Source organism: Aquisalimonas sp. 2447, assembly GCF_012044895.1.
GTDB lineage: Bacteria > Pseudomonadota > Gammaproteobacteria > Nitrococcales > Aquisalimonadaceae > Aquisalimonas.
On record NZ_CP050695.1, the window covers coordinates 1437750 to 1456636 of the forward strand.

Here is an 18887-nt window from a genome sequence, read left to right on the forward strand (position 1 = left end):
GCTCCTCCGTCAGGGATATTCCAGCGGGCCGGACTGATCATTCACGTGAACGTCAGCAGTCCGTTACCCGTCCATACGTTCCACAACGGCGGCAACCCCCTGTCCCACACCGATGCACATGGTCACCAGGGCATACCGGCCCCGGATAGCCTCCAGCTGGCGCACTGCCGTGAGCAACAGGCGCGCGCCGGAGCAGCCCAGCGGATGCCCGATGGCGATGGCGCCGCCATTCGGGTTCAGCCGCGGGTCGTCGTCGGCGAGGCCCAGCAGCTGGGTGCAGCCCAGAACCTGAGCGGCAAAGGCCTCGTTGAGTTCAATGACGTCGAGATCGTCCAGGCCGATGCCGGCGCGCTCCAGTGCCTTGCGCGAGGCCGGGACCGGGCCGAGCCCCATGGTGCGTGGTTCCACGCCGGCGACCGCGCCGGAGAGGATGCGTGCCCGGGGTGCGAGACCGGCCTTGTCGCCGGCGGCGCGGGTACCGATGAGCATTGCCGCCGCGCCGTCGTTGATGCCCGAGGCGTTGCCGGCGGTGGTCACTCCGCCCTCGAACAGGCTGGGTAGTTTGGCCAGCTTGTCCGCGGTGCTCTCCGGGCGCGGATGCTCATCCTCACTCACGGTGATCGGCGGTTTCTTGCGCCCCTGGGGCACCTCCACCGGTAGCAGTTCGGTGTCGTAGAAGCCGGCATCCTTCGCCTGCGCGTACTTCGCCTGGGACCAGGCGGCGAAGGCGTCGGCGCGCTCCCGGCTGATGCCCAGATCGGCGGCTACGTTGTCCGCCGTCTCCGGCATGGTGTCGCCGCCGTACTGCTCCAGCACCTTCGGGTTCGGGAAGCGGGCGCCGATGGTGGAGTCGAACACGCGGATGTCGCGGCTATACGCGCTCTCGGCCTTGGCCATGACGAAGGGCGCCCGGCTCATGCTCTCCGAGCCGCCGGCAATGAACAGCTGGCCCTCGCCGGCGTGGGCAGCACGGGCTGCGTCGATGGAGGCGGCCAGGCCTGAGCCGCACAGCCGGTTCACGGTCTGCCCGGCCACGTCCACCGGCAGGCCGGCCAGCAGGCCGGCGTGGCGTGCCAGGTTGCGTGCGTCCTCACCCGCCTGGTTGGTACAGCCGGCGACCACGTCCTCGACCATGCCGGCGTCCAGGCTGTTGCGCCCTACCACATGGCGGATGCAGTGAGCCATCAGGTCGTCGGGCCGTACCTTCGCGAGGGCGCCGGCATGGCGGCCGATGGGTGTGCGAATTCCGTCGTAGACGTAGGCGTCGAGCATTATTCAGTCTCCTGGCCGGTTCCCGTCGTCAGGCAGTGCCGTCGGCATGATGACTCATCGCCGGGCCACGCGTGCCCATCAAACACTCGCGACGCCGACTCTTTCCTCAACTCCACAGTCTCCCATATTCGCCGGGTTGCGTACTCAACCGGTGTATCGCCGATCGCATGGGACTGTAGCGGAGCATCTGTCTTGCCGTTTCGCTAAGCGAAATAGCGTTCCAAAAACTTGACCAAGAGAATAGTTCGTGCCAGATTTCAATGCAAATCCGGCGCGCCGAAAGATGCCTCCCGCTAGAATGGTGGCCAGCGCCTTTGGGAATGCCCACCTCCGTTTTCGACGATTGCTTGAGAGGATGTACCCATGATCAGAGACCAGGAGACGTTGAACACGCTCCTCGACACGGTCAGCCGTTTCGTGCGCGAACGCCTGGTGCCCAGGGAACAGGAGGTGGCGGAGAACGACCGCATCCCTGACGAGATCGTCCAGGAGATGAAGGAACTGGGTCTGTTCGGCCTGTCGATCCCTGAAGAGTACGGCGGCCTGGGCCTGACCATGGAAGAGGAGGCGTTGGTGGCCCTCGAACTGGGTCAGACCTCGCCGGCCTTCCGCTCCATCATGGGCACCAACAACGGCATCGGCTCCCAGGGCATCATCATGGACGGCACCGACGAGCAGAAGGAGCGCTATCTGCCGCGCATGGCCACCGGCGAGATTATCGGCTCCTTCGCGCTCACGGAACCCGATGTGGGTTCCGATGCCGGTTCGGTGAAGACTACAGCCATCCGTGACGGCGACCACTATGTCATCAACGGCACCAAGCGGTACATCACCAACGCCCCCTACGCCAGCGTGTTCACGCTGATGGCGCGCACGGATCCGTCGCAGAAGGGTCCGGGCGGGGTGTCCGCGTTCCTGGTGGACGCCGACACCCCGGGGATCACCCTGGGCAAACCGGACAAAAAGATGGGGCAGAGCGGCTCCCACACCTGCGATGTGATCTTCGAGGACGCCCGGGTGCCCGCCGAGGCCATCATTGGTGGTGAGGAAGGCAAGGGCTTCAAGACCGCCATGAAAGTGCTTGATCGTGGACGGCTGCACATCTCCGCGGTCTGCACCGGTGTCGCCGAGCGTCTGATCGACGAAGCCCTGCGCTTCGCCACCGAGCGCAAGCAGTTCGGCAAGCATCTCTCCGAGCATCAGCTGATCCAGGCGATGCTGGCCGACAGCAAGGCCGAGGCCTTCGCCGGTCGCTCCATGGTTCTTGAGGCCGCGCGGAAAAAAGATGCCGGCGAGCGTGTGAGCACCGAGGCCTCCTGCTGCAAGCTCTTCTGCGCGGAAATGGTGGGGCGGGTCGCTGATCGCGCCGTGCAGATCCACGGCGGTGCCGGCTACATTTCCGAATACCCGGTGGAGCGCTTCTACCGGGACGTGCGGCTGTTCCGGCTCTACGAGGGTACCAGTCAGATCCAGCAGATCGTTATTGCGCGCAACATGGCGAAAGAGCTCACGGGCTAAGAGGGCACCATGACCGAGGCACAGATGCCGGACGAACAGGTTCGGGGCCGTTGGGCCAGTGACATCGTTACGGAGCTGCCGCGGCGGATCAGCCATGCCCCCCTGGCCTGGGCTGAACGCACCCCGTCGGCGACTGCCGTTGTTGACGGTGACGTGGTCTGGACCTATGCGGATCTCGCCCAGGCCGTCGATGAGATGCGTGAGCGCCTGAGGACGACAGGCGTGCGGCCCGGGGATCGGATCATGGTCCTGAACGAGAACTGCCGGGCCCTGGTGGCGACCATCCTTGCCGCCAGCGAGATGGACGTCTGGTGCGCCGTGGTCAGTGCGCGCCTGTCCGCCGCCGAGATCGAGATCATTGCCGGAAGCTGTCAGCCCCGGCTGATGGTGTTCACCACCGGCGGCTCGCCGGATGCGGCTGGTCCTCTGGCAGACGGCTACGGCGCTGAACGTATGGACTCCCCGCGCCTGGGCGAGATCGCCCTCGGGCCGGTGCAGGAGCAGGTGCAGCCGGAGCCGGTTCACCACGACGGCGCCGAACAGGTGGCCACGCTGATCTATACCTCGGGGACCACCGGGGCGCCCAAGGGCGTGATGCTGACCCACCGCAACATGCTGTTTGTCGCCGCCATCTCCGGTGGTCTGCGTGATCTGCAGTCGTCGGACCGGGTCTACGGTGTACTCCCCATATCGCATGTGTTCGGGTTGTCCAGCATGTTTCTGGGCACCCTGTTCGCCGGTGCCACTCTGCAGCTCAGTGCCCGTTTTGATCCTGCGGCGCTGGCGAAGGCGCTTGGCAATGACGATCTTACGGTGTTGCAGGGCGTCCCGGCCATGTTCCAGCGGCTGCTGGAGTACCTGAACACCAACGCGCTGTCGCTGCAGGCCCCGAAGCTGCGTTACATGTCCGTCGGCGGTGCGCCATTGGACCCGGCGGTGAAGCAGCGCATCGAGCAGGCCTTTGGCCTCAAGCTCCACAATGGCTACGGGCTGACCGAGTCGTCGCCGACCATCTCGCAGACACGCCTCACCGATCCCCTGGACAACACCTCATGCGGTCCGGTGCTGCCGCTGCTGTCCTACCGGCTGCAGGGGTACGACGGCATGCCCGTTGGCGAAGGCGAAGTGGGCGAGCTGTGGGTGCGCGGGCCGACGGTGATGAAGGGGTACTACCGACGCCCGGATGCCACCGCCGAGGTCATCGATGAAAACGGCTGGCTGAACACCGGTGACATGGCGCGCATCGACGAGTGCGGCAATCTGCACATCGTTGGTCGCACCAAGGAGCTCATCATCCGCTCCGGCTTCAATGTCTACCCGCCGGATGTGGAGGCGGTGCTCACTGCCCACCCGGAGGTGACCCTGTCGGCGGTGGTGGGTCGGCCGGTGGAAGGCAACGAGGAAGTTGTGGCCTACGTCCAGCTTGCGCCGGGCAGCACCACCACTGCGGAAGATCTTCGTGCCTTCGCCGCCGAGCGTCTGGCGCCTTACAAGCGGCCGTCGGAAGTGGTGTTGATGGAGGCGTTGCCGGCAACGCCCACGGGCAAGATTCTCAAGGGCAAACTCAACGACATGATTGCGGCTGGCACGGTCTGAGCAGGCTGGCGTTTTACCGGGAGAAGCGACTGTGACAGATGATCACGGGCACGAAACGGCGGAAGGTTTCCATGGCCTGGTCGGGCACCGGCTGACGCGCTGGGAGCAGGATTTCGCGGAACTGCAACTGGACGTCCAGCCCAGGCACCTGAACCGCGGTGGCGTCCTGCACGGCGGCGTCCTCTCCACCCTGATCGATGCCGTATGTGGCTTTGCCGGCTGCTACACCGACGATCCCAACGAGAAACGCGGCTGTATCACCCTGTCGCTGACGGTGAGCTTCACCGGTCAGGTGAACGGCGGCATCATTCGCGCCGTCGGCCGCCGGCGGGCCGGCGGGCGGCGCATTTACACCGCCACCGGCGAAGTCTATGACGAACAGGGCGAGCTGATCGCCCTGGGCGAGGGCACGTTCCGCCTGCGTTCCCGCCCGGCCGACTCCGGCGACGACTAAGACGGATTGGCCGCTCGTTCAGTATTCGGGTGACAGATCCGTCATCTTCGGGCATGCTGCTCTGCAGTCTAGGACGTGCGATGCCGCTATGCCTTTTGTCGAAATGCCATCCGTCCGGTTGCATTATCGCGGTGAGGTCCGCGGCGGTACGCCCGTGGTGTTCCTGCACGGCAACCTCGGTTGCGGCGACTGGATCGACCTGGTCGCCCGGCGTCTCGGCGATGCGCTGGACCTGATTGCACCCGACTGGCGGGGTTGCGGCGAGTCCGACAAGCCGCTTCCGGACCAGGATTTCGCCAACTACTCCATGGCCGTCCACGCCGACGACATGCTTGGCCTGCTGAATGGCCTGGGCATCGATCATTGCCACCTGTTGACCCACTCCACGGGCGATCTGATCGCGACCCACATGTTGTTGCAGGCCCCGGAGCGCTTTGGCCGCATCCTGAGCATCTCGCCGGTTGGCCCCATGGGGCTGGCGTTCACGGAAGCGCAGCTGCAGGGTTTCCGGATCATGCGCGACACCCCCGATGTCGCCCGGGCAGGGCTCGCTTCGGCGGTGCCGACCCTGTTCACCGCTGGAAGCCCCGCGCCCGGTCATGCCCCCACCTTCGCCGACTCCGCGACCTCCGAGCAGCGCGCTCTGTTCGAACACCTGCTGGCCCGCACACGGTTGCTCAGTGACGGCATCTGGGTGGGCACCCCCTATCACCTGAACCGGACCTGGCGTGATGGCGGGTTGCGGCGGCGCCAGCCGGACCTCGCCCACCCGCGCCGTATCCTGTGGGGCAGCGAGGACGCCTGGATTCCCCGCGCCGACGTGGAAGAAATGGCTGAGCGTATGCCACGGTGCGAGCTGGAGGTGGTCGAGGGCATCGGCCACTCCCTGAATGTGGAAGCACCGGACCGCTGTGCCCGGGTCGTGGAAGAGTTCCTGATAACAAACTGATCGAGGAGAGGATCATGCGCGAACTGAACCGAAAATCCCGTTATCCCGCGCTCGCCGCCATTCTTGCCGCGTCGGGCCTGCTGGTCGCCTGCCAGACCGCGCCGGGTCCCGAGCGCAGCTTCGAGGTCACCGACATGGAGACACCCCGGGTTGAGCCCGGGGAGGCGACCGAGAGCTTCTGGAAGGAGCGGGTGGTGTATCCCTTCCCGGTGGAGTACGCCACCGTGGCGGACGACCGGGGAATGGAATACGAGTTCGCCTACATGGACGAGTACCGGGGTGACGAGCCGGGCAACGCGCCGGTGCTGGTGCTGGTCCACGGCAAGGGGGCCAGTGCCGGCGGCTTCTCGTTGCTGATGCGTGACGCCCTGGAAGCCGGCATGCGGGTCATCGCCTTCGACCTGCCACATTACGGCAAGTCCATCCACGGCAATCTGGACCCGGAGACGTATACGCGGACCCTGCAGGACACCCGCGAAGCCGGTCGTGAGCTGCTCACGGAGCACCTTGGCGTGGATTCTGCCGTGTTCATGGGCCATTCCATGGGCGGTCAGTGGGCGGCGGGCTACGCTCTGGAATGGCCGGGCGACGTGGACAAGCTGATCCTGAAGGCCCCCGCCGGGCTGGAGGAGTATCCCCGCAACCTCAGTCTGCCCGGTGGTGAACTGCCGTGGATGGACCCGGCGTACAAGCGCGACTTCCAGCAGTGGCAATCCGTCTGGGAACCTCTCGGCCGGCTGGAGCAGGAGCGGGCGCAGACCGAGCAGCAGATCCGTGATTTCTACTACTTCCAGGAGCGTGATCCGGAGACCGGTGAGACGCGCCGTGCGGATGTCGGGTTCTTTCTGCAGGACAGCGATGATGCCCGGTTTCTTACCGAAACCCGGGTGGGCATGATCGACGGCCCCGAGGACGAGTACGAGGCCTGGATCATCGCCTTCGTGCGGGACATCTACACCATGGGCATCGAGGTCAATCGGGAAGCCGATGACAGTCTGGTGAAGCGGCTCAGTGAACTCGACATGCCGGTCTTCCTCGCACTGGGCGAGCAGGATCCGCTGATACCCACGACTGCTGCCAGCGGCAATGAGGATATGCGCTGGGACGTCGTGCGCCCGGCCCATGAGCGTCTGTCCGAGCAGGGTCCGGAACCGGTGGTGAAGTTCTATGACGAGGCCGCCCACTTCATTCACGTGGACATGCCCGAGGCCTTCAACGACGACGTGATCCGCTTCGTCTACGGTAACCGGATCAGCGGCACCGAAGACCCGGCCAACTATCGGGAACCGGCGGTTCAGCTCCCGGACGACGTGGAGGCGTTTCTCGAGCGTGACCGGGACGCCGTGCTTAGCGGTGACATGGATGCCATCATGGCCCTCTACCATCCGGATTATCTGGATCAGGGACGTGACCGTTCCGACCAGCGCCAGATGCTGTCCCAGGTGGTACCGGCCCTGAGCCGGTACGAGGTCCATCTCACCGGGTTCGAGCGCGATGGTGACGAAGCTGTCATCGAGGGCGTGGTGCGTACGAACTTCGGCAGCCAGGCGCTTCCCGATGGCGCCAGAATTATCCGGGAAGACGGCGACTGGTTGTGGTACGGCAACCAGCGGTGAAGCCCATGTGCCGGTGCCTACTGCGGGTGCCGGCTGTTCTGCCACGGAATGCCCCGGGGGGCTGAATGAGCACGACCATGGAACAGGAAACCATCAACGGTCTGGTCGTCGAGCGCGCCGGTGATTCCGGGCCGGCGATTCTGTTCGTCCACGGCTCCAGCGGCGGTTCGTGGTACTGGCACGGGTTCATGAGCTACTTCGCCGAACGGGGTTTCCGGAGTTATGCGGTGAACCTCCGTGGGCATGGTCCGAATCCGCCGCTGCCGGATCTCGGCAAGCTCTCCCTGCGGGATTACGTGGAGGACGTGCGCGGCGTGGTGGATGCCCTGGGGGAGGTGATCCTGGTCGGTCACTCCATGGGCGGCGCCATCGCCCAGGTGATCGCCCAGGACATGCCTCTGAAGGCGGCGGTGTTCGCCTCGTCGGCGCCGGTGGCCGGCGTCAAGTTCCAGAACCCGCCCATGAATCTCTGGTTCGCGTTGCACGGCATCAAGTCCATCCCGGCCATGCTGCGCAAGAAGTCCATCAAACCCGGCTACCGGGTGGCGGCGTCGTCCCTGTTCAACTGTTTCGAGAAGGAGCAACGCCGGGAGCTGTGGCAGAAGCTGCAGCCGGAGTCCGCGACGGTGGCGGTGGAGGTGCTTCGCGGCACCGTCGACGCCGACCTGAGTCAGGTGCGCTTCCCCATGCTCTGCATGGTGGGAACGGAAGACCGCACCACCATCCCTGCCATGGTGAAGGAGATCGCCGAGTATCACGGCGCGGCCTACCAGGAGCTGCCGGAGCACGGCCACATGTTCATGATCGAGCCGGGCTGGGAGGCGTGCGCGCAGGTGCTGGAGCGCTGGCTGGCGGAGCAGGTGACCGGCGGTACGTCCGCCGTCGACGCCGGAAGTCAGGGAGCGCCCTGACCGCACCGTCGAGCGGGCACGGAAAAACCAACGAATCCTAGCCCGTAGGGTGCATCTTGATGCACCATTTAAGGTGCTTCGATCAGCCAGAAAGGTGCATCAAGATGCACCCGACGGCGGGCGTGACCGGTCCTGTCGGCTAACGGAAGCCCCCGACGGTGCATCAAGATCCACCCTACGCATAGGCCGCGCGGCGGTTGCTCCACCACGCCAGGCTCACCGCCGGGATGAGCAGCGCGGCGCTGATCAGCGACAGTTCCAGGTTGGTGAGTGGCACTGGCCCGCCGCCAGGCACGGCGATGAGCATGCCGCCGATCACGAGCATCCCTCGGATGGGCCACTGCAGGATCGCATAGCGCCCGAGATCACCCACGAACAACAGGTAGCCCTGCATGGCGCTGGCGATGACCAGCACGCCGAACAGCGCCTGGGTGAGTACCAGCGCAATTTCCTGGAGTGAGCCCTGGAGGATCAGCGCCGGGTTGAGCACGAACAGGAACGGGATGAAGTAGATCACGCTGCCGAGCCGCATGGCCTGCAGGCCGGTCTGCATGGCGTTGGAGCCGGCGATGGTGGCTGCGGCGAAGGCGCCCAGCGCCACCGGTGGCGTAATGAAGCTCAGCATGCCCCAGTAGAGGATGAAAAGGTGCACCGCCATGGGGTTCATGCCGCCGCCCTGGATCAGCGCCGGCGCCAGCGCCACCGCCAGGAAGATGTAGGCCGCCGTGACCGTCATGCCGATGCCCATGATGAAACTGGTCAGCGCGCCCATGAGCAACAGCACCAGGATGTTGCCGCCCGCAATGTAGATCAGGTCGTTGGCGATGGTGCCGGACAGCCCGGTCATGGACAGCGCGCCGATCAGCAGGCCGATGCCGGCGAGAATGGCGATGAGCTCGGCGAACAGCTTGGCCGCCGAGGAGAAGAAGTTGAGCACCTCCTGCCAGCCCCAGCGCTGGTAGGGGAGCACCTGATTGATGAAAATCAGCAATGCTGTGGCGTAGAAGGGAGCGATGGCCTCACGCCGGAGGAAAAACAGCATCCAGATCAGCAGCACGAACACGAAAATGAAGTACCAGCCCTCCTTGAGGGTGCGTTTCAGCGACGGCAATTCCGAGCGCGGCAGGCCCCTGAGGTTGTTACGGGCGGCGTAGGCGTCGATCTGGATGAACAGCCCCAGGAAGTACAGTACCGAGGGCACCACCGCCGCCAGCGCAATGTGGCCGTAGGGCACGTTCAGGAAGGTGGCCATGATGAATGCGGTGGCGCCCATGACCGGCGGCATCAACACGCCGCCGGTGGAGGCGCACGCCTCGACACCGCCGGCGTAGGAGCGACTGAACCCGACCCGGCGCATGGCCGGGATCGACAGGACCCCGGTGGTCATCACGTTGGTGATGACGCTGCCGCTCATGGAGCCCATGAGGCCGCTGGAGAAGATGGCGACCTTGGCCGGGCCGCCGCGCACGTGCCCCAGCAGGCCGAAGGCCAGGTTAATGAAGAACTTGCCGCCGCCGGTGTGTTGCAGGGCGACGCCGAAAAGCAGAAAGCCGATCACCAGGTTGGCGAACGCCTGCAGCGGGATGCCCATGACGCTCTCGCGGCTCATGGCGTGGTAGATTGCGGTTTCCGACGCGCTTGCGGGGAATCCCTGGATGGGGCCGGGCATGACATCGGCGACCAGCGGGTAAAGGCTGGCCGCGGCGGCGATCAGGGCGATGGTCAGGCCGCCGGCGCGGCGCGTCGCTTCCAGGATCACGATCCAGAACAGGAACGACATGAAAATGGCGTGATCCGGCGCGCCGTATTCCCAGCCCCGGTCGAGAATCTGTTCGGCGTTGTAGACGAAATAGCCGCACACACCCAAAGCAAACAGGAACAGTGCCACGTCGTACCAGGGCACACGCGCGCGGCTCGCCCCGGGCCACATGGGCCAGAGGATGTACACCAGCGGCAGCATCAGCGTGACCACGGTGTAGAAGAACTGGGGCTCGACCCGTGTGATTACGGTGAAAAAGCCGAGGTTGAGCAGGTAATCCAGTGCGGTGAGCGTGAGGATCAGCGCTGCGAGTCGCGGCACCCAGGCCCAGAACCCCTGCAGTGTGCGAATGCCGGAGATCTGCTCTGGATCGGGTGGACGGGTTTCCACTGACGGAGTGCTCATTGCGGGGACGCCCCGTGCTCTCTATTCCAGGGTGCAACGCTTTACCATTGCGGGCACCCGCCGGTGCCCGCAATGTGCCACATTGGGCTCAGACCGTGCTCAGCGGAAGATCGGGTCCATGCCGATGTCTTCCAGCGCGGCTGCGCGGGCCTCCATCCAGCCCTCCCTGAATGCGTCCTCGTCCCGCGGCGGATCCTCGGACACGTAATCGCCCCAGGCGATGCGGATGGTGCGGTGACGCTGCACCAACATGTCCTGATGTTCCTGCATTTCGTCGGTCCAGTGACCGGTATCCTTGTAATACTCCACGGCTGCCTCGTGGAACGGGATCACCCACTGCATGTTCTGGTTGTCCAGGGACCAGCCGGCCAGGCCCGGGGCTGCATCCTTGTACTGGTCATTGTCCTCGATCAACACCCGTAGCAGATTGCGGACCATGTCCTCGTCAGCGTCGCGGTTGGCCACCAGGATGGGGTAGGGGTAGCTGGCTCCGATCCAGGGGTTGTCGTCATCGTGGCCGCCAGCGGCAACCGTCACCCGATGCGGCTGGAAGTAGGGCGCCACTTCCTGGAAACGCCCCCATGCATCGCTGTCGTCGGGATCCAGGTGCGGCCAGGTGATGCCACGCGGACTGGCGGCGAGCTGCTGTGCCGGCGGTGCCACGGTCATGGTGAAGGCGGCGTCCGCCTGGTTGCCGATGATGCCCTCGAAGGAGCGGCCGTAGCCGGGGAACTCCACCCGTTCCACGTCATCCCAGGACAGCCCGCCGAAGGCGAGGAACGCCTCGGTACCGATATTCAGGGCATCGTCACCCCGAATGTAGGCGATGCGCTTGCCTTCCAGGTCCGCCGGAGTCTCTACGTTGATGTCGCCGGCCACCGCCAGGCCGAGGCCAAAGTTGGCCTGGGATGTGGCGATGACGCGAATGTCCTGCGGCCCCCAGTCGGGCCCCGAAAACATGAAGACCCCTTCGGCGCCGTAGTAGCTGGCGATCCCGCAGGAGCAAAGCGGCACGCGGCCGGTTTTCAGGGGCGTCATGCGAGCAACGTCGTTCTCGCCGGGGAGAATGCGCACGGATGAGCCGTAGTTGTTCTGCAGGTGATTGCCCAGGGCGGCCATCTGCGTGTAGCCGGCGGAGCCGGTGCCGTAGGCGGTCATGGCAATGCTGCGGGGCAGGTTGATGTCATCGGCGCTGGCAGTGGCGTTCCATGCCAGGGTGAGGCCGAGTGCGCTCGCGGCAAGTGGTTTGATGCTTGTCTTCATGGTTTGCTCCTCCTCGTTTCGGTGTTGTCGTTCTTATGCGCTTTATCGGAACTGTATTCCGAACAGCGGAATCATGCCAGCGTTACGGACCGTTCGCGTCCGAGAGTCGCTCGCTGGGTGCAGGGTTCGGCCCACGACACCAGGTTCCGTTACCGTGTGCCAGTGTGGTATTGAGGATGCCTGGTTCCGGACCTCTGGGATTGCTCGAGATTGTGCCTTGGTACTGATGAGCACCGAACCAGGACAACAGCTGACAACGACAAAGGGGTAGCGAAGTGAAAGCGTTTTTCGAGCCGATGCAGGACGGGCACATTCCGCGCAGCTATCTCTCCCGCGGGCAGATGCGCACGCCCCTGGAGATCCCCGAGCGCACTGGGTACATCCTCAAGGGGCTGGAAGCCGTCGGTGTCCCGGTGGAGCGCCCGGTGGATCACGGCATGCGCGGCATTAACCGCATCCATGACCTGGGCTATCTGCGCTTTCTCGAGGACGCCCATCGGCGCTGGACCGCCGGGCCGGATGACTGGGGCGACGAGGTGATGTCCAATGTCTTCGTGCGCTCGCCGAATCCCCTGCGCGGCATTCTGGCCGAGTCCGCCCGCTACCAGGCCGACGGCAGTTGCCCCATCGGCGAGAAGACCTGGGAGGCTGCGTACTGGTCAGCTCAGACGGCACTCTCTGCCGCCGACGAACTGCTACAGGGGGCGCCGTCTGCGTACGCTGTCTGCCGCCCGCCGGGGCACCATGCCCGCCGGGATGCCGCTGGCGGCTTCTGTTATCTCAACAACGCCGCCATTGCCGCAGCGGCGTTACAGCAGGAGTTTCCCCGCATTGCCATTCTGGACCCGGATATGCACCACGGGCAGGGCATCCAGGAGATCTTCTACCACCGGGATGATGTGCTCTACATCTCCATCCACGGCGATTCCACCAACTTCTACCCCGTGGTCACGGGCCACGAGGACGAGCGCGGCGAAGGCGCCGGTTACGGCTACAACATCAATCTGCCCATTCCCCATGGCTCACCGGAGTCGGCATTCTTCGAGCGGCTGGAGACGGCAATGCACGCAGTGAAGGTGTTCGAGCCGGATGCGCTGATTGTCACCCTGGGTTTTGATATCTACGAAGCGGACCCGCAGGCCAAGGTGGCGGTGTCCCACCAGGGATTCCATCGCCTGGGCCAGGCGGTGGCCGGTGCCGGCGTGCCGCTGCTGGTGGTGCAGGAGGGCGGCTATCACCTGGAGAGTCTCACCGAGAACACCAGGCAGTTCTTCTCCGGCGTGCAAGGGTGATTCGGCGACGCAGGCAACGCGCGGTCCCGGCCCCGCGTCGCCTGCGGCGACCACCTGTTGATCTGGATCAATGGGTCATAACTCGAAATAGATAGTCTGGGGGCACACTTCAGGGAGTTCGGTTCCGGGTTCCGGGCCGGCGGAGCGTGCTGCCCCATGCGACTGACACGACATACCGATTACGCCTTCCGCGCCCTGATCTATCTCGGGTTGCTGGAAAAAGATCAGCTCGCCACCATTGGCAACATTGCCACCGACTACGGCATCTCCAGAAATCATCTCATGAAGGTGATCCAGAAACTCGTCCAGAGTGGTTATGTGCACTCGGTGCGGGGAAAGTTCGGTGGTGTCTGTCTCGGGGTGGCGCCGCGGGATGTACGCCTGGGGGCTGTCGCCCGGGTGACCGAGTCACAGGAGCGCATGCTGGACTGCCGTGACGACAGCTGTCCACTGTCCTCCGACTGTCCACTGCAGGATGCCATGGACGAGGCCATGGACGCCTTCTTTAAGGCGCTGGACCGGTACACCCTGGAGGACATGCTGACGCAGCCGGAGCGCCTGGCGGCGCTGGTTGGCATGGATGGCCGAGGTTTGCCCGCCCGGGTCCGCCGGCATGTGGCTGGGCACTGACGGGGCTGCGGAACGGCGGTGGGGCGTTGCCTGCTATCGTCTTCGCCAGGCGTTCCATACCGGCGGCAGCAGCCGTAGCCCGACAATCGCCGCGAACCCGCCCATGTAGATCACCGGCAGGGCGTAGTCCGCGCGGGTAATGATCCACAAGTGCAGCAGGCCGGCTGCGACTGCCACGTAGCCAAGTCGGTGCAGCCAGTGCCACAGGCTGGATCCCCAGTGCTGGCTCAGGCCCCGCCCGGAAGTCAGCGACAGTGGAATCAGCAGCACCAGGCTGATAAGACCCACCTGAAGGTAACGCAGGTCGGCCATCTCCATGGCGATGAACTCCCACTGCCAGACCATATCCAGCCCGGCCCAGGACACCGCATGCAGCGTCAGGTAGACAAAGGAGGCGATACCCAGGAGCGGGTGCAGCGTGAGTAGCTTCGGTGCACGGAAAACGTGGGCGAGGGTGCCCAGGATCAGCGTCAGCAACAGCAGGCCCAACCCGAACCGCCCGAGGAAATGCACTACGGCTTCCGCCGGATGAAAGCCCAGCTCGCCGGCCTGCCAGGCCCAGTGCAGCCATGCCAGCGGTGCTGCACAGGCAATGCCGGCGAGAAGTTTCAGCAGCAGGGCGACGCGAGCCCAGCCCGAGCCCCGTCGGGTGGCGGTTTCGGTATCAGCCATGGTTGCTCCGGTGCGTGTCGCCGTCAGCGATGCTCGCTGAGATCCATGCTTTCGTAGAGGTGGGCCACGTGCTCACCGTAGCCGTTGAATTTCTCCGTGCGCCGGCGACCGTCCTCGCCGATGCGGCGCTCCGTGGCCTGATGCCAGCGGGGGTGGCGGACCTCCGGATTGACGGTGGCGTAGAAACCGTACTCGTTGGGCCGTTCTGCCTCCCAGGTGGACACGGGCCGCTCTTCCTGCAAGTGGATGCGAACGATGGACTTGATACTCTTGTAGCCGTACTTCCAGGGCACCACCAGGCGTATGGGAGCGCCGTTCTGGTTGGGAAGCACGTCGCCGTACAGGCCCACGGCTAGGATGGTCAGCGGGTGCATGGCTTCATCCATGCGCAGGCCTTCCTTGTAGGGCCAGTCCAGAATGTCGCGGCGTTGTGCCGGCATCTGCTCGGGATCATGCAGCGTCTCGAAAACCACGTACTTGGCCCGCGAGGTGGGGTCATGGCGCTTGAGCAGCTCGGCCAGCGGAAAACCGACCCAGGGGATCACCATGGACCAGGCCTCGACACAGCGCAGTCGATAAATGCGTTCTTCGAAGGTCTGATGCTTGAGAACGTCTTCCAGTCCAAAGGTCCCTGATTTTTCCACTTCGCCGCTGATCTCCAGCGACCAGGGATCCGTCTGGAGCTTGTGTGCGTTCTTGTGGGGATCGTCCTTGCCGGTCCCGAATTCGAAGAAATTGTTGTAGGTCTTGATTGCCTCCTTCGGGGTTTTGTCGCCGTAGGTGGTGAACTCGGTGGCTTTCGCATCCCCGAGGCGACCGGTCCATGACCAGGCGCTGGTGCTCCAGAGCGCTGGTGCCGCCGCCAGCGCCAGGCCACTGGCTGACTGACGCAGAAATTCACGGCGGCGTTCGAAGAGCTGCCGGGGCGTGATTTCGGAAGGCGGCGGCTTGGGGTAGCGAAATGCTCGCATGACGTGCTCCGGTCCGGGGTTTCCAGTCCATGATCATGGAAATGCGTCGTGATGCCAAGCAGTGAAAGGCCAGTTAAAGCATCAAAAAATATGCATTTTTTCTCTGGAAGGAGAGCCCGTAACAAGCAGCGAAATTACTTTTTTACAGTCCGCGTCCCCGGCGGTATGTTTGGACTCAATCCAGACCGGTTTCGAAAGTGATCGCCATCAGGCAACAAGAGAAAAGGAGGGCACCACCAATGCGCTCGATAAGACATACAGGGTTCCTGGCCAGCGCGCTGGTCCTCGCGGGTACAACCACACTGGGCATGGCTGGGCAGGCCATCGCTGACGATGGCTACGGCGAGTACCGGGACAGGTTCGAACCGCTTCCGGCGTTGCCGCCCATCCCGGCGGACAACTCGCTGACCAAGGAGAAGATCGAGCTCGGCAAGATGCTGTTCTTCGAACCGCGAATCTCCTCCAGCGGCGTGATCAGCTGCGCCACCTGCCATAACCCGGCTCTCGGCTGGGCAGACCGGATACCGCAGTCCGTGGGCCACGAGGGGCAGGTGGGTGACCGCAACACGCCGACGGTTCTGAACTCCGGCTTCCTGGATTCGCAGTTCTGGGACGGCCGCGAGCCGGATCTGGAAGGTCAGGCGCTCGGTCCCATCGAGGCGGACGTGGAGATGGCCATGGATCTGGACGAAGCGCTGGAGCGTCTGGACGGTTTCGACGAGTATCATGAAACCTTCGGGAATGCCTTCCCGGATGATGATGATCCCATCAACGCCGATAACGTCGCGCACGCCCTCGCCAGCTTCCAGCGGACCCTGAACACGCCGAACTCACCCTTCGATCGCTACCTGCGTGGTGACATGCAGGCCATGACGGACCAGCAGAAGCGGGGCATGGCCGCGTTCGTGGACAATGGCTGCATCGCCTGCCACCGGGGTCCGGCGCTCACCGATGGTGGCTTCCACCGCTTCGAGTTGCCGGAAGGGCCGACGGACGAGGGGCGCTTCATCGTCACGGGAGAGGAGCGGGACAAGTTCCGCTTCCGCACACCGGGCCTGCGTAACGTGGCTGTGACCTACCCGTACTTCCACAACGGCCAGGTGGACAACCTCCACGATGCTACCCAGCTCATGGCCGAGCAGATGCTTGGCAGCGAACTGGATGACGACACCGTGGATGACATCGTCGCGTTCATGCACGCCCTCACCGGCGAAATGCCCGACGTCAGCTTCCCGGCCCTGCCGTGATCTCCGACACCGTCCCGGTCGCCTCCTTGCGGGGCGGCCGGGACGGGCTGGATGCCTCACCACGTACCCGCCAACCCCGCAAGTGATTGATGGCAGTCGCCTCCTCGCAGGACCGATCCACGCCACGCGACCGAAGAAGGTCCTCCGGCACGCTCTCCCAACTCCTGGCGTTCCTGGGCTCCATGAACCTTGCCATTACCTTGCTGGTGGCGGTGGCCATTGCCTCGGTGATCGGTTCGGTGTTGCAGCAGGATCAGGCCTGGGCCACCTATCAGCAGAAGTTCGGTCCGTTCTGGTTCGAGGTGTACCGGTCCCTGGGGCTCTACGATGTCTACTCGGCGCCGTGGTTCATTGCCATGCTGCTATTTCTGGTGATGTCCACGTCGGCCTGCATCTACCGTCACTCGCCCACGGTCTGGAAGGAGTCCACGCGTTTCCGTGAACGGCAGCGGGATGTCGGACTGCGGGCGCACAGGAACCATCGCGAATGGACCACCGACGACTCCCTGCACGATGCACGGGCGGTTGCTCACCAGGTGCTGGCGAAGCATCGGTTTCGGATCCGTGCCAGTGACGAGGGTGAGCGCGTGGTGCTTGCCGGCATGCGTGGCCGCGCCAACCGCCTGGGGTATGTATTCAGCCACCTCGCCATCGTGGTGATCTGCGTTGGCGGGCTCATGGACGCCAACATGGGCCTGAAATGGCAGGAATGGACGGGACAGTTGCGCATCGAGACGCGCGATGACGTCCCCCTGGGCGAGCTCCACCAGGACAGTCGCCTGCCGCCGCGAAGTACCGCCTTTCGCGGCAACATCAGCCTTCCGGAGGGGGAGGCGGGTCGCGCTGTCTATCTGGATGTCCGCGACGGCTACCTGGCGCAGGAACTGCCCTTTGCCATTGAAGTGGCGGACTTCCGCATCGAATACTGGGACAACGGCGAGCCGCGCGCCTACGAGAGCGATCTCATCATCCATGATCCTGATCTGGATGAACCGCTGCATCGCACGGTGGCGGTGAATGACCCCCTGCATCACCGCGGTCACGCCATCTACCAGTCAAGCTACAGCGATGGCGGCACACGCATGGACCTGCGGCTGTGGCCGCTGCAGTCCACTGCCCGCGAGCCGGTCGACGGAGAAGCCCGCGTCCACGGCCAGCTTCCGGTCAACCTCGGTGAGCGCAGTTATACTCTGGAGATGGAGGACTTCTCCCGTTACAACCAGGGTCCGGATGCGCAGAGCGAAGGTGAAAGCGCCGATTACGGCCCCACCTACACCTACAGGCTGCGCAGTCACACTGGAGAAGCGCGGCAGTACCGGTCTTTCATGGAACCCGCTCAGGTGGACGGCCGCTGGTATTTTCTCACCGGCATGCGCAGCGCCCCGGAGCAGGATTACCGGTATCTGCACATTCCGGCAGACCGCCAGCGGGGACTCGACCGCTTCATGGCCCTGCTGGATACACTGCGCGACGACCAGGTCCTCAAGGCCGCCTCGGGGCGTGCCGTGGACAGTTTCTTCCGAAATACACGGTTCAGCGAGACATCGCTGGCGCCCTGGCTGGCTGGAGCCGGGCAGCAAATGGCCCGCGACCTGCTGCAGGGCGGCCTGCCGGCGGTGGAGCAGCGCATCGAGCAACTCCTGGCCCGGACGGGCATGGGGGGCGACGCCGAAGAAGTGATCCGGGGGTTCATGCGTGACGCTTTCCACGCCACCCTGGCGGAGGCCTACGCGCACACCCTGCGGGCGGAAGGCCAGGAGTTGACCAGCCCGGCGGAGCTGGATGACTGGGACGAGGCGTTCTTCAGCGACGCCATGGAGGTGCTCATGGTGCTTCCCGCCTATGGCGCTCCGGTTTTCCCGGAGCTGCGCCGGTTCGATCACCGCCAGGCCACGGGGCTGCAGATCACCCGCGCGCCCGGAGAGGGCGTTGTCTATGCTGGTTCGCTGCTGCTGGTTATCGGTCTGGTGCTGATGTTCTATGTCCGTCACCGACGGGTGTGGGTGCGGCTGGCCCGTGCCCCGCAGGGTGGTACGCAATGGCTTGTTGCCGGGCTGGATCAGCGTCGATCCCGCGCCTTCGAGCAGGAGTTCGCGTCCCTTGCCCGCTCCCTGGAGCAGCGCTCCACCGACTCCTCCGGTCACCACTGATCGTCCGACAACGGTCGCCTGGGTTGTCCCCGGCGTTGTCTCCGGGCTGTCGTTCGGCGCAACGGGACAACCCGGGGGCGTTTCCGGAAAACGTTGAAATAACGAAAAAAACTTGCCCACTTTCCGTGTCGCGCCCGCACAAGGGCGCGTCGCACACAAGCGCCTGCGACCTCGCCAACGGG

15 protein-coding genes are annotated in these 18887 nt (G+C 64.6%); 10 read left to right on the forward strand and 5 right to left on the reverse strand.

All coding sequences use genetic code 11. The annotated features are described in order from the left end of the window. Nucleotides 1-63: 63 nt before the first annotated feature. The gene (locus tag KU884_RS06800; protein WP_167781951.1) at nucleotides 64-1272 is read right to left on the reverse strand and encodes a 3-oxoadipyl-CoA thiolase; all 1209 of its coding nucleotides are present in this window, start codon (nucleotides 1270-1272) and stop codon (nucleotides 64-66) included. A 363-nt stretch (nucleotides 1273-1635) separates the two neighbouring features. On the opposite strand from KU884_RS06800, the gene KU884_RS06805 reads away from it, so the two are divergent. The 6 genes from KU884_RS06805 to KU884_RS06830 all read left to right on the forward strand — a co-directional run bounded on the left by KU884_RS06805 (nucleotide 1636) and on the right by KU884_RS06830 (nucleotide 8316). Beyond that, nucleotides 1636-2790, forward strand: a complete 1155-nt coding sequence (locus KU884_RS06805; RefSeq protein WP_167781952.1) for an acyl-CoA dehydrogenase family protein — start codon at nucleotides 1636-1638, stop codon at nucleotides 2788-2790. A gap of 9 nt (nucleotides 2791-2799) precedes the next feature. Further along, nucleotides 2800-4386 carry a class I adenylate-forming enzyme family protein gene (locus KU884_RS06810; protein ID WP_167781953.1) on the forward strand — a complete coding sequence of 529 codons (1587 nt, stop codon included), beginning with the start codon at nucleotides 2800-2802 and terminating at the stop codon, nucleotides 4384-4386. 31 nt (nucleotides 4387-4417) lie between these two features. Continuing rightward, entirely contained in the window at nucleotides 4418-4840 is a 423-nt protein-coding gene (locus tag KU884_RS06815) for a PaaI family thioesterase (protein WP_167781954.1), read from the forward strand. An 88-nt stretch (nucleotides 4841-4928) separates the two neighbouring features. Beyond that, nucleotides 4929-5789 carry an alpha/beta fold hydrolase gene (locus tag KU884_RS06820; RefSeq protein WP_167781955.1) on the forward strand — a complete coding sequence of 287 codons (861 nt, stop codon included), beginning with the start codon at nucleotides 4929-4931 and terminating at the stop codon, nucleotides 5787-5789. Nucleotides 5790-5803: 14 nt separating this feature from the next. Further along, nucleotides 5804-7405, forward strand: coding sequence for an alpha/beta fold hydrolase (locus KU884_RS06825; RefSeq protein ID WP_167781956.1), 1602 nt, complete (start codon nucleotides 5804-5806; stop codon nucleotides 7403-7405). A 65-nt stretch (nucleotides 7406-7470) separates the two neighbouring features. Further along, nucleotides 7471-8316, forward strand: coding sequence for an alpha/beta fold hydrolase (locus KU884_RS06830; RefSeq protein WP_167781957.1), 846 nt, complete (start codon nucleotides 7471-7473; stop codon nucleotides 8314-8316). Between the two features lie 175 nt (nucleotides 8317-8491). Here the strand turns inward: KU884_RS06830 and KU884_RS06835 are convergent, their stop codons facing one another. Next, the gene (locus KU884_RS06835) at nucleotides 8492-10480 is read right to left on the reverse strand and encodes a TRAP transporter permease (protein ID WP_167781958.1); all 1989 of its coding nucleotides are present in this window, start codon (nucleotides 10478-10480) and stop codon (nucleotides 8492-8494) included. A gap of 99 nt (nucleotides 10481-10579) precedes the next feature. Further along, nucleotides 10580-11743 carry a TAXI family TRAP transporter solute-binding subunit gene (locus KU884_RS06840; protein WP_167781959.1) on the reverse strand — a complete coding sequence of 388 codons (1164 nt, stop codon included), beginning with the start codon at nucleotides 11741-11743 and terminating at the stop codon, nucleotides 10580-10582. A gap of 275 nt (nucleotides 11744-12018) precedes the next feature. On the opposite strand from KU884_RS06840, the gene KU884_RS06845 reads away from it, so the two are divergent. Beyond that, nucleotides 12019-13035: a histone deacetylase family protein gene (locus KU884_RS06845; RefSeq protein ID WP_167781960.1), complete on the forward strand. Its 1017-nt coding sequence runs from the start codon at nucleotides 12019-12021 to the stop codon at nucleotides 13033-13035. Between the two features lie 156 nt (nucleotides 13036-13191). Continuing rightward, nucleotides 13192-13665: an Rrf2 family transcriptional regulator gene (locus KU884_RS06850; protein ID WP_167781961.1), complete on the forward strand. Its 474-nt coding sequence runs from the start codon at nucleotides 13192-13194 to the stop codon at nucleotides 13663-13665. A 33-nt stretch (nucleotides 13666-13698) separates the two neighbouring features. Here the strand turns inward: KU884_RS06850 and KU884_RS06855 are convergent, their stop codons facing one another. Together KU884_RS06855 and msrP are read right to left on the reverse strand one after the other, a co-directional pair. Continuing rightward, nucleotides 13699-14337 (reverse strand): ferric reductase-like transmembrane domain-containing protein, encoded by a 639-nt coding sequence (locus tag KU884_RS06855; RefSeq protein ID WP_167781962.1) that lies wholly within the window; start codon nucleotides 14335-14337, stop codon nucleotides 13699-13701. Between the two features lie 23 nt (nucleotides 14338-14360). Beyond that, nucleotides 14361-15308, reverse strand: a complete 948-nt coding sequence (gene msrP / locus KU884_RS06860; protein WP_167781963.1) for a protein-methionine-sulfoxide reductase catalytic subunit MsrP — start codon at nucleotides 15306-15308, stop codon at nucleotides 14361-14363. Between the two features lie 239 nt (nucleotides 15309-15547). On the opposite strand from msrP, the gene KU884_RS06865 reads away from it, so the two are divergent. After that, a complete protein-coding gene (locus KU884_RS06865; protein ID WP_167781964.1) occupies nucleotides 15548-16555 on the forward strand; it encodes a cytochrome-c peroxidase in 1008 nt (335 codons plus the stop codon). Between the two features lie 182 nt (nucleotides 16556-16737). Continuing rightward, entirely contained in the window at nucleotides 16738-18705 is a 1968-nt protein-coding gene (locus KU884_RS06870) for a cytochrome c biogenesis protein ResB (protein ID WP_167781965.1), read from the forward strand. The last annotated feature ends 182 nt before the right edge of the window (nucleotides 18706-18887 follow it).

Coding starts and splice junctions, on each gene's coding strand:
- KU884_RS06825 (WP_167781956.1), top strand. CDS start 5,804: ATGCGCGAACTGAACCGAAAATCCCGTTATCCCGCGCTCGCCGCCATT.
- msrP (WP_167781963.1), bottom strand. CDS start 15,308: ATGCGAGCATTTCGCTACCCCAAGCCGCCGCCTTCCGAAATCACGCCC.
- KU884_RS06810 (WP_167781953.1), top strand. CDS start 2,800: ATGACCGAGGCACAGATGCCGGACGAACAGGTTCGGGGCCGTTGGGCC.
- KU884_RS06820 (WP_167781955.1), top strand. CDS start 4,929: ATGCCTTTTGTCGAAATGCCATCCGTCCGGTTGCATTATCGCGGTGAG.
- KU884_RS06805 (WP_167781952.1), top strand. CDS start 1,636: ATGATCAGAGACCAGGAGACGTTGAACACGCTCCTCGACACGGTCAGC.
- KU884_RS06830 (WP_167781957.1), top strand. CDS start 7,471: ATGAGCACGACCATGGAACAGGAAACCATCAACGGTCTGGTCGTCGAG.
- KU884_RS06835 (WP_167781958.1), bottom strand. CDS start 10,480: ATGAGCACTCCGTCAGTGGAAACCCGTCCACCCGATCCAGAGCAGATC.
- KU884_RS06855 (WP_167781962.1), bottom strand. CDS start 14,337: ATGGCTGATACCGAAACCGCCACCCGACGGGGCTCGGGCTGGGCTCGC.
- KU884_RS06870 (WP_167781965.1), top strand. CDS start 16,738: ATGAACCTTGCCATTACCTTGCTGGTGGCGGTGGCCATTGCCTCGGTG.
- KU884_RS06840 (WP_167781959.1), bottom strand. CDS start 11,743: ATGAAGACAAGCATCAAACCACTTGCCGCGAGCGCACTCGGCCTCACC.
- KU884_RS06800 (WP_167781951.1), bottom strand. CDS start 1,272: ATGCTCGACGCCTACGTCTACGACGGAATTCGCACACCCATCGGCCGC.
- KU884_RS06850 (WP_167781961.1), top strand. CDS start 13,192: ATGCGACTGACACGACATACCGATTACGCCTTCCGCGCCCTGATCTAT.
- KU884_RS06865 (WP_167781964.1), top strand. CDS start 15,548: ATGCGCTCGATAAGACATACAGGGTTCCTGGCCAGCGCGCTGGTCCTC.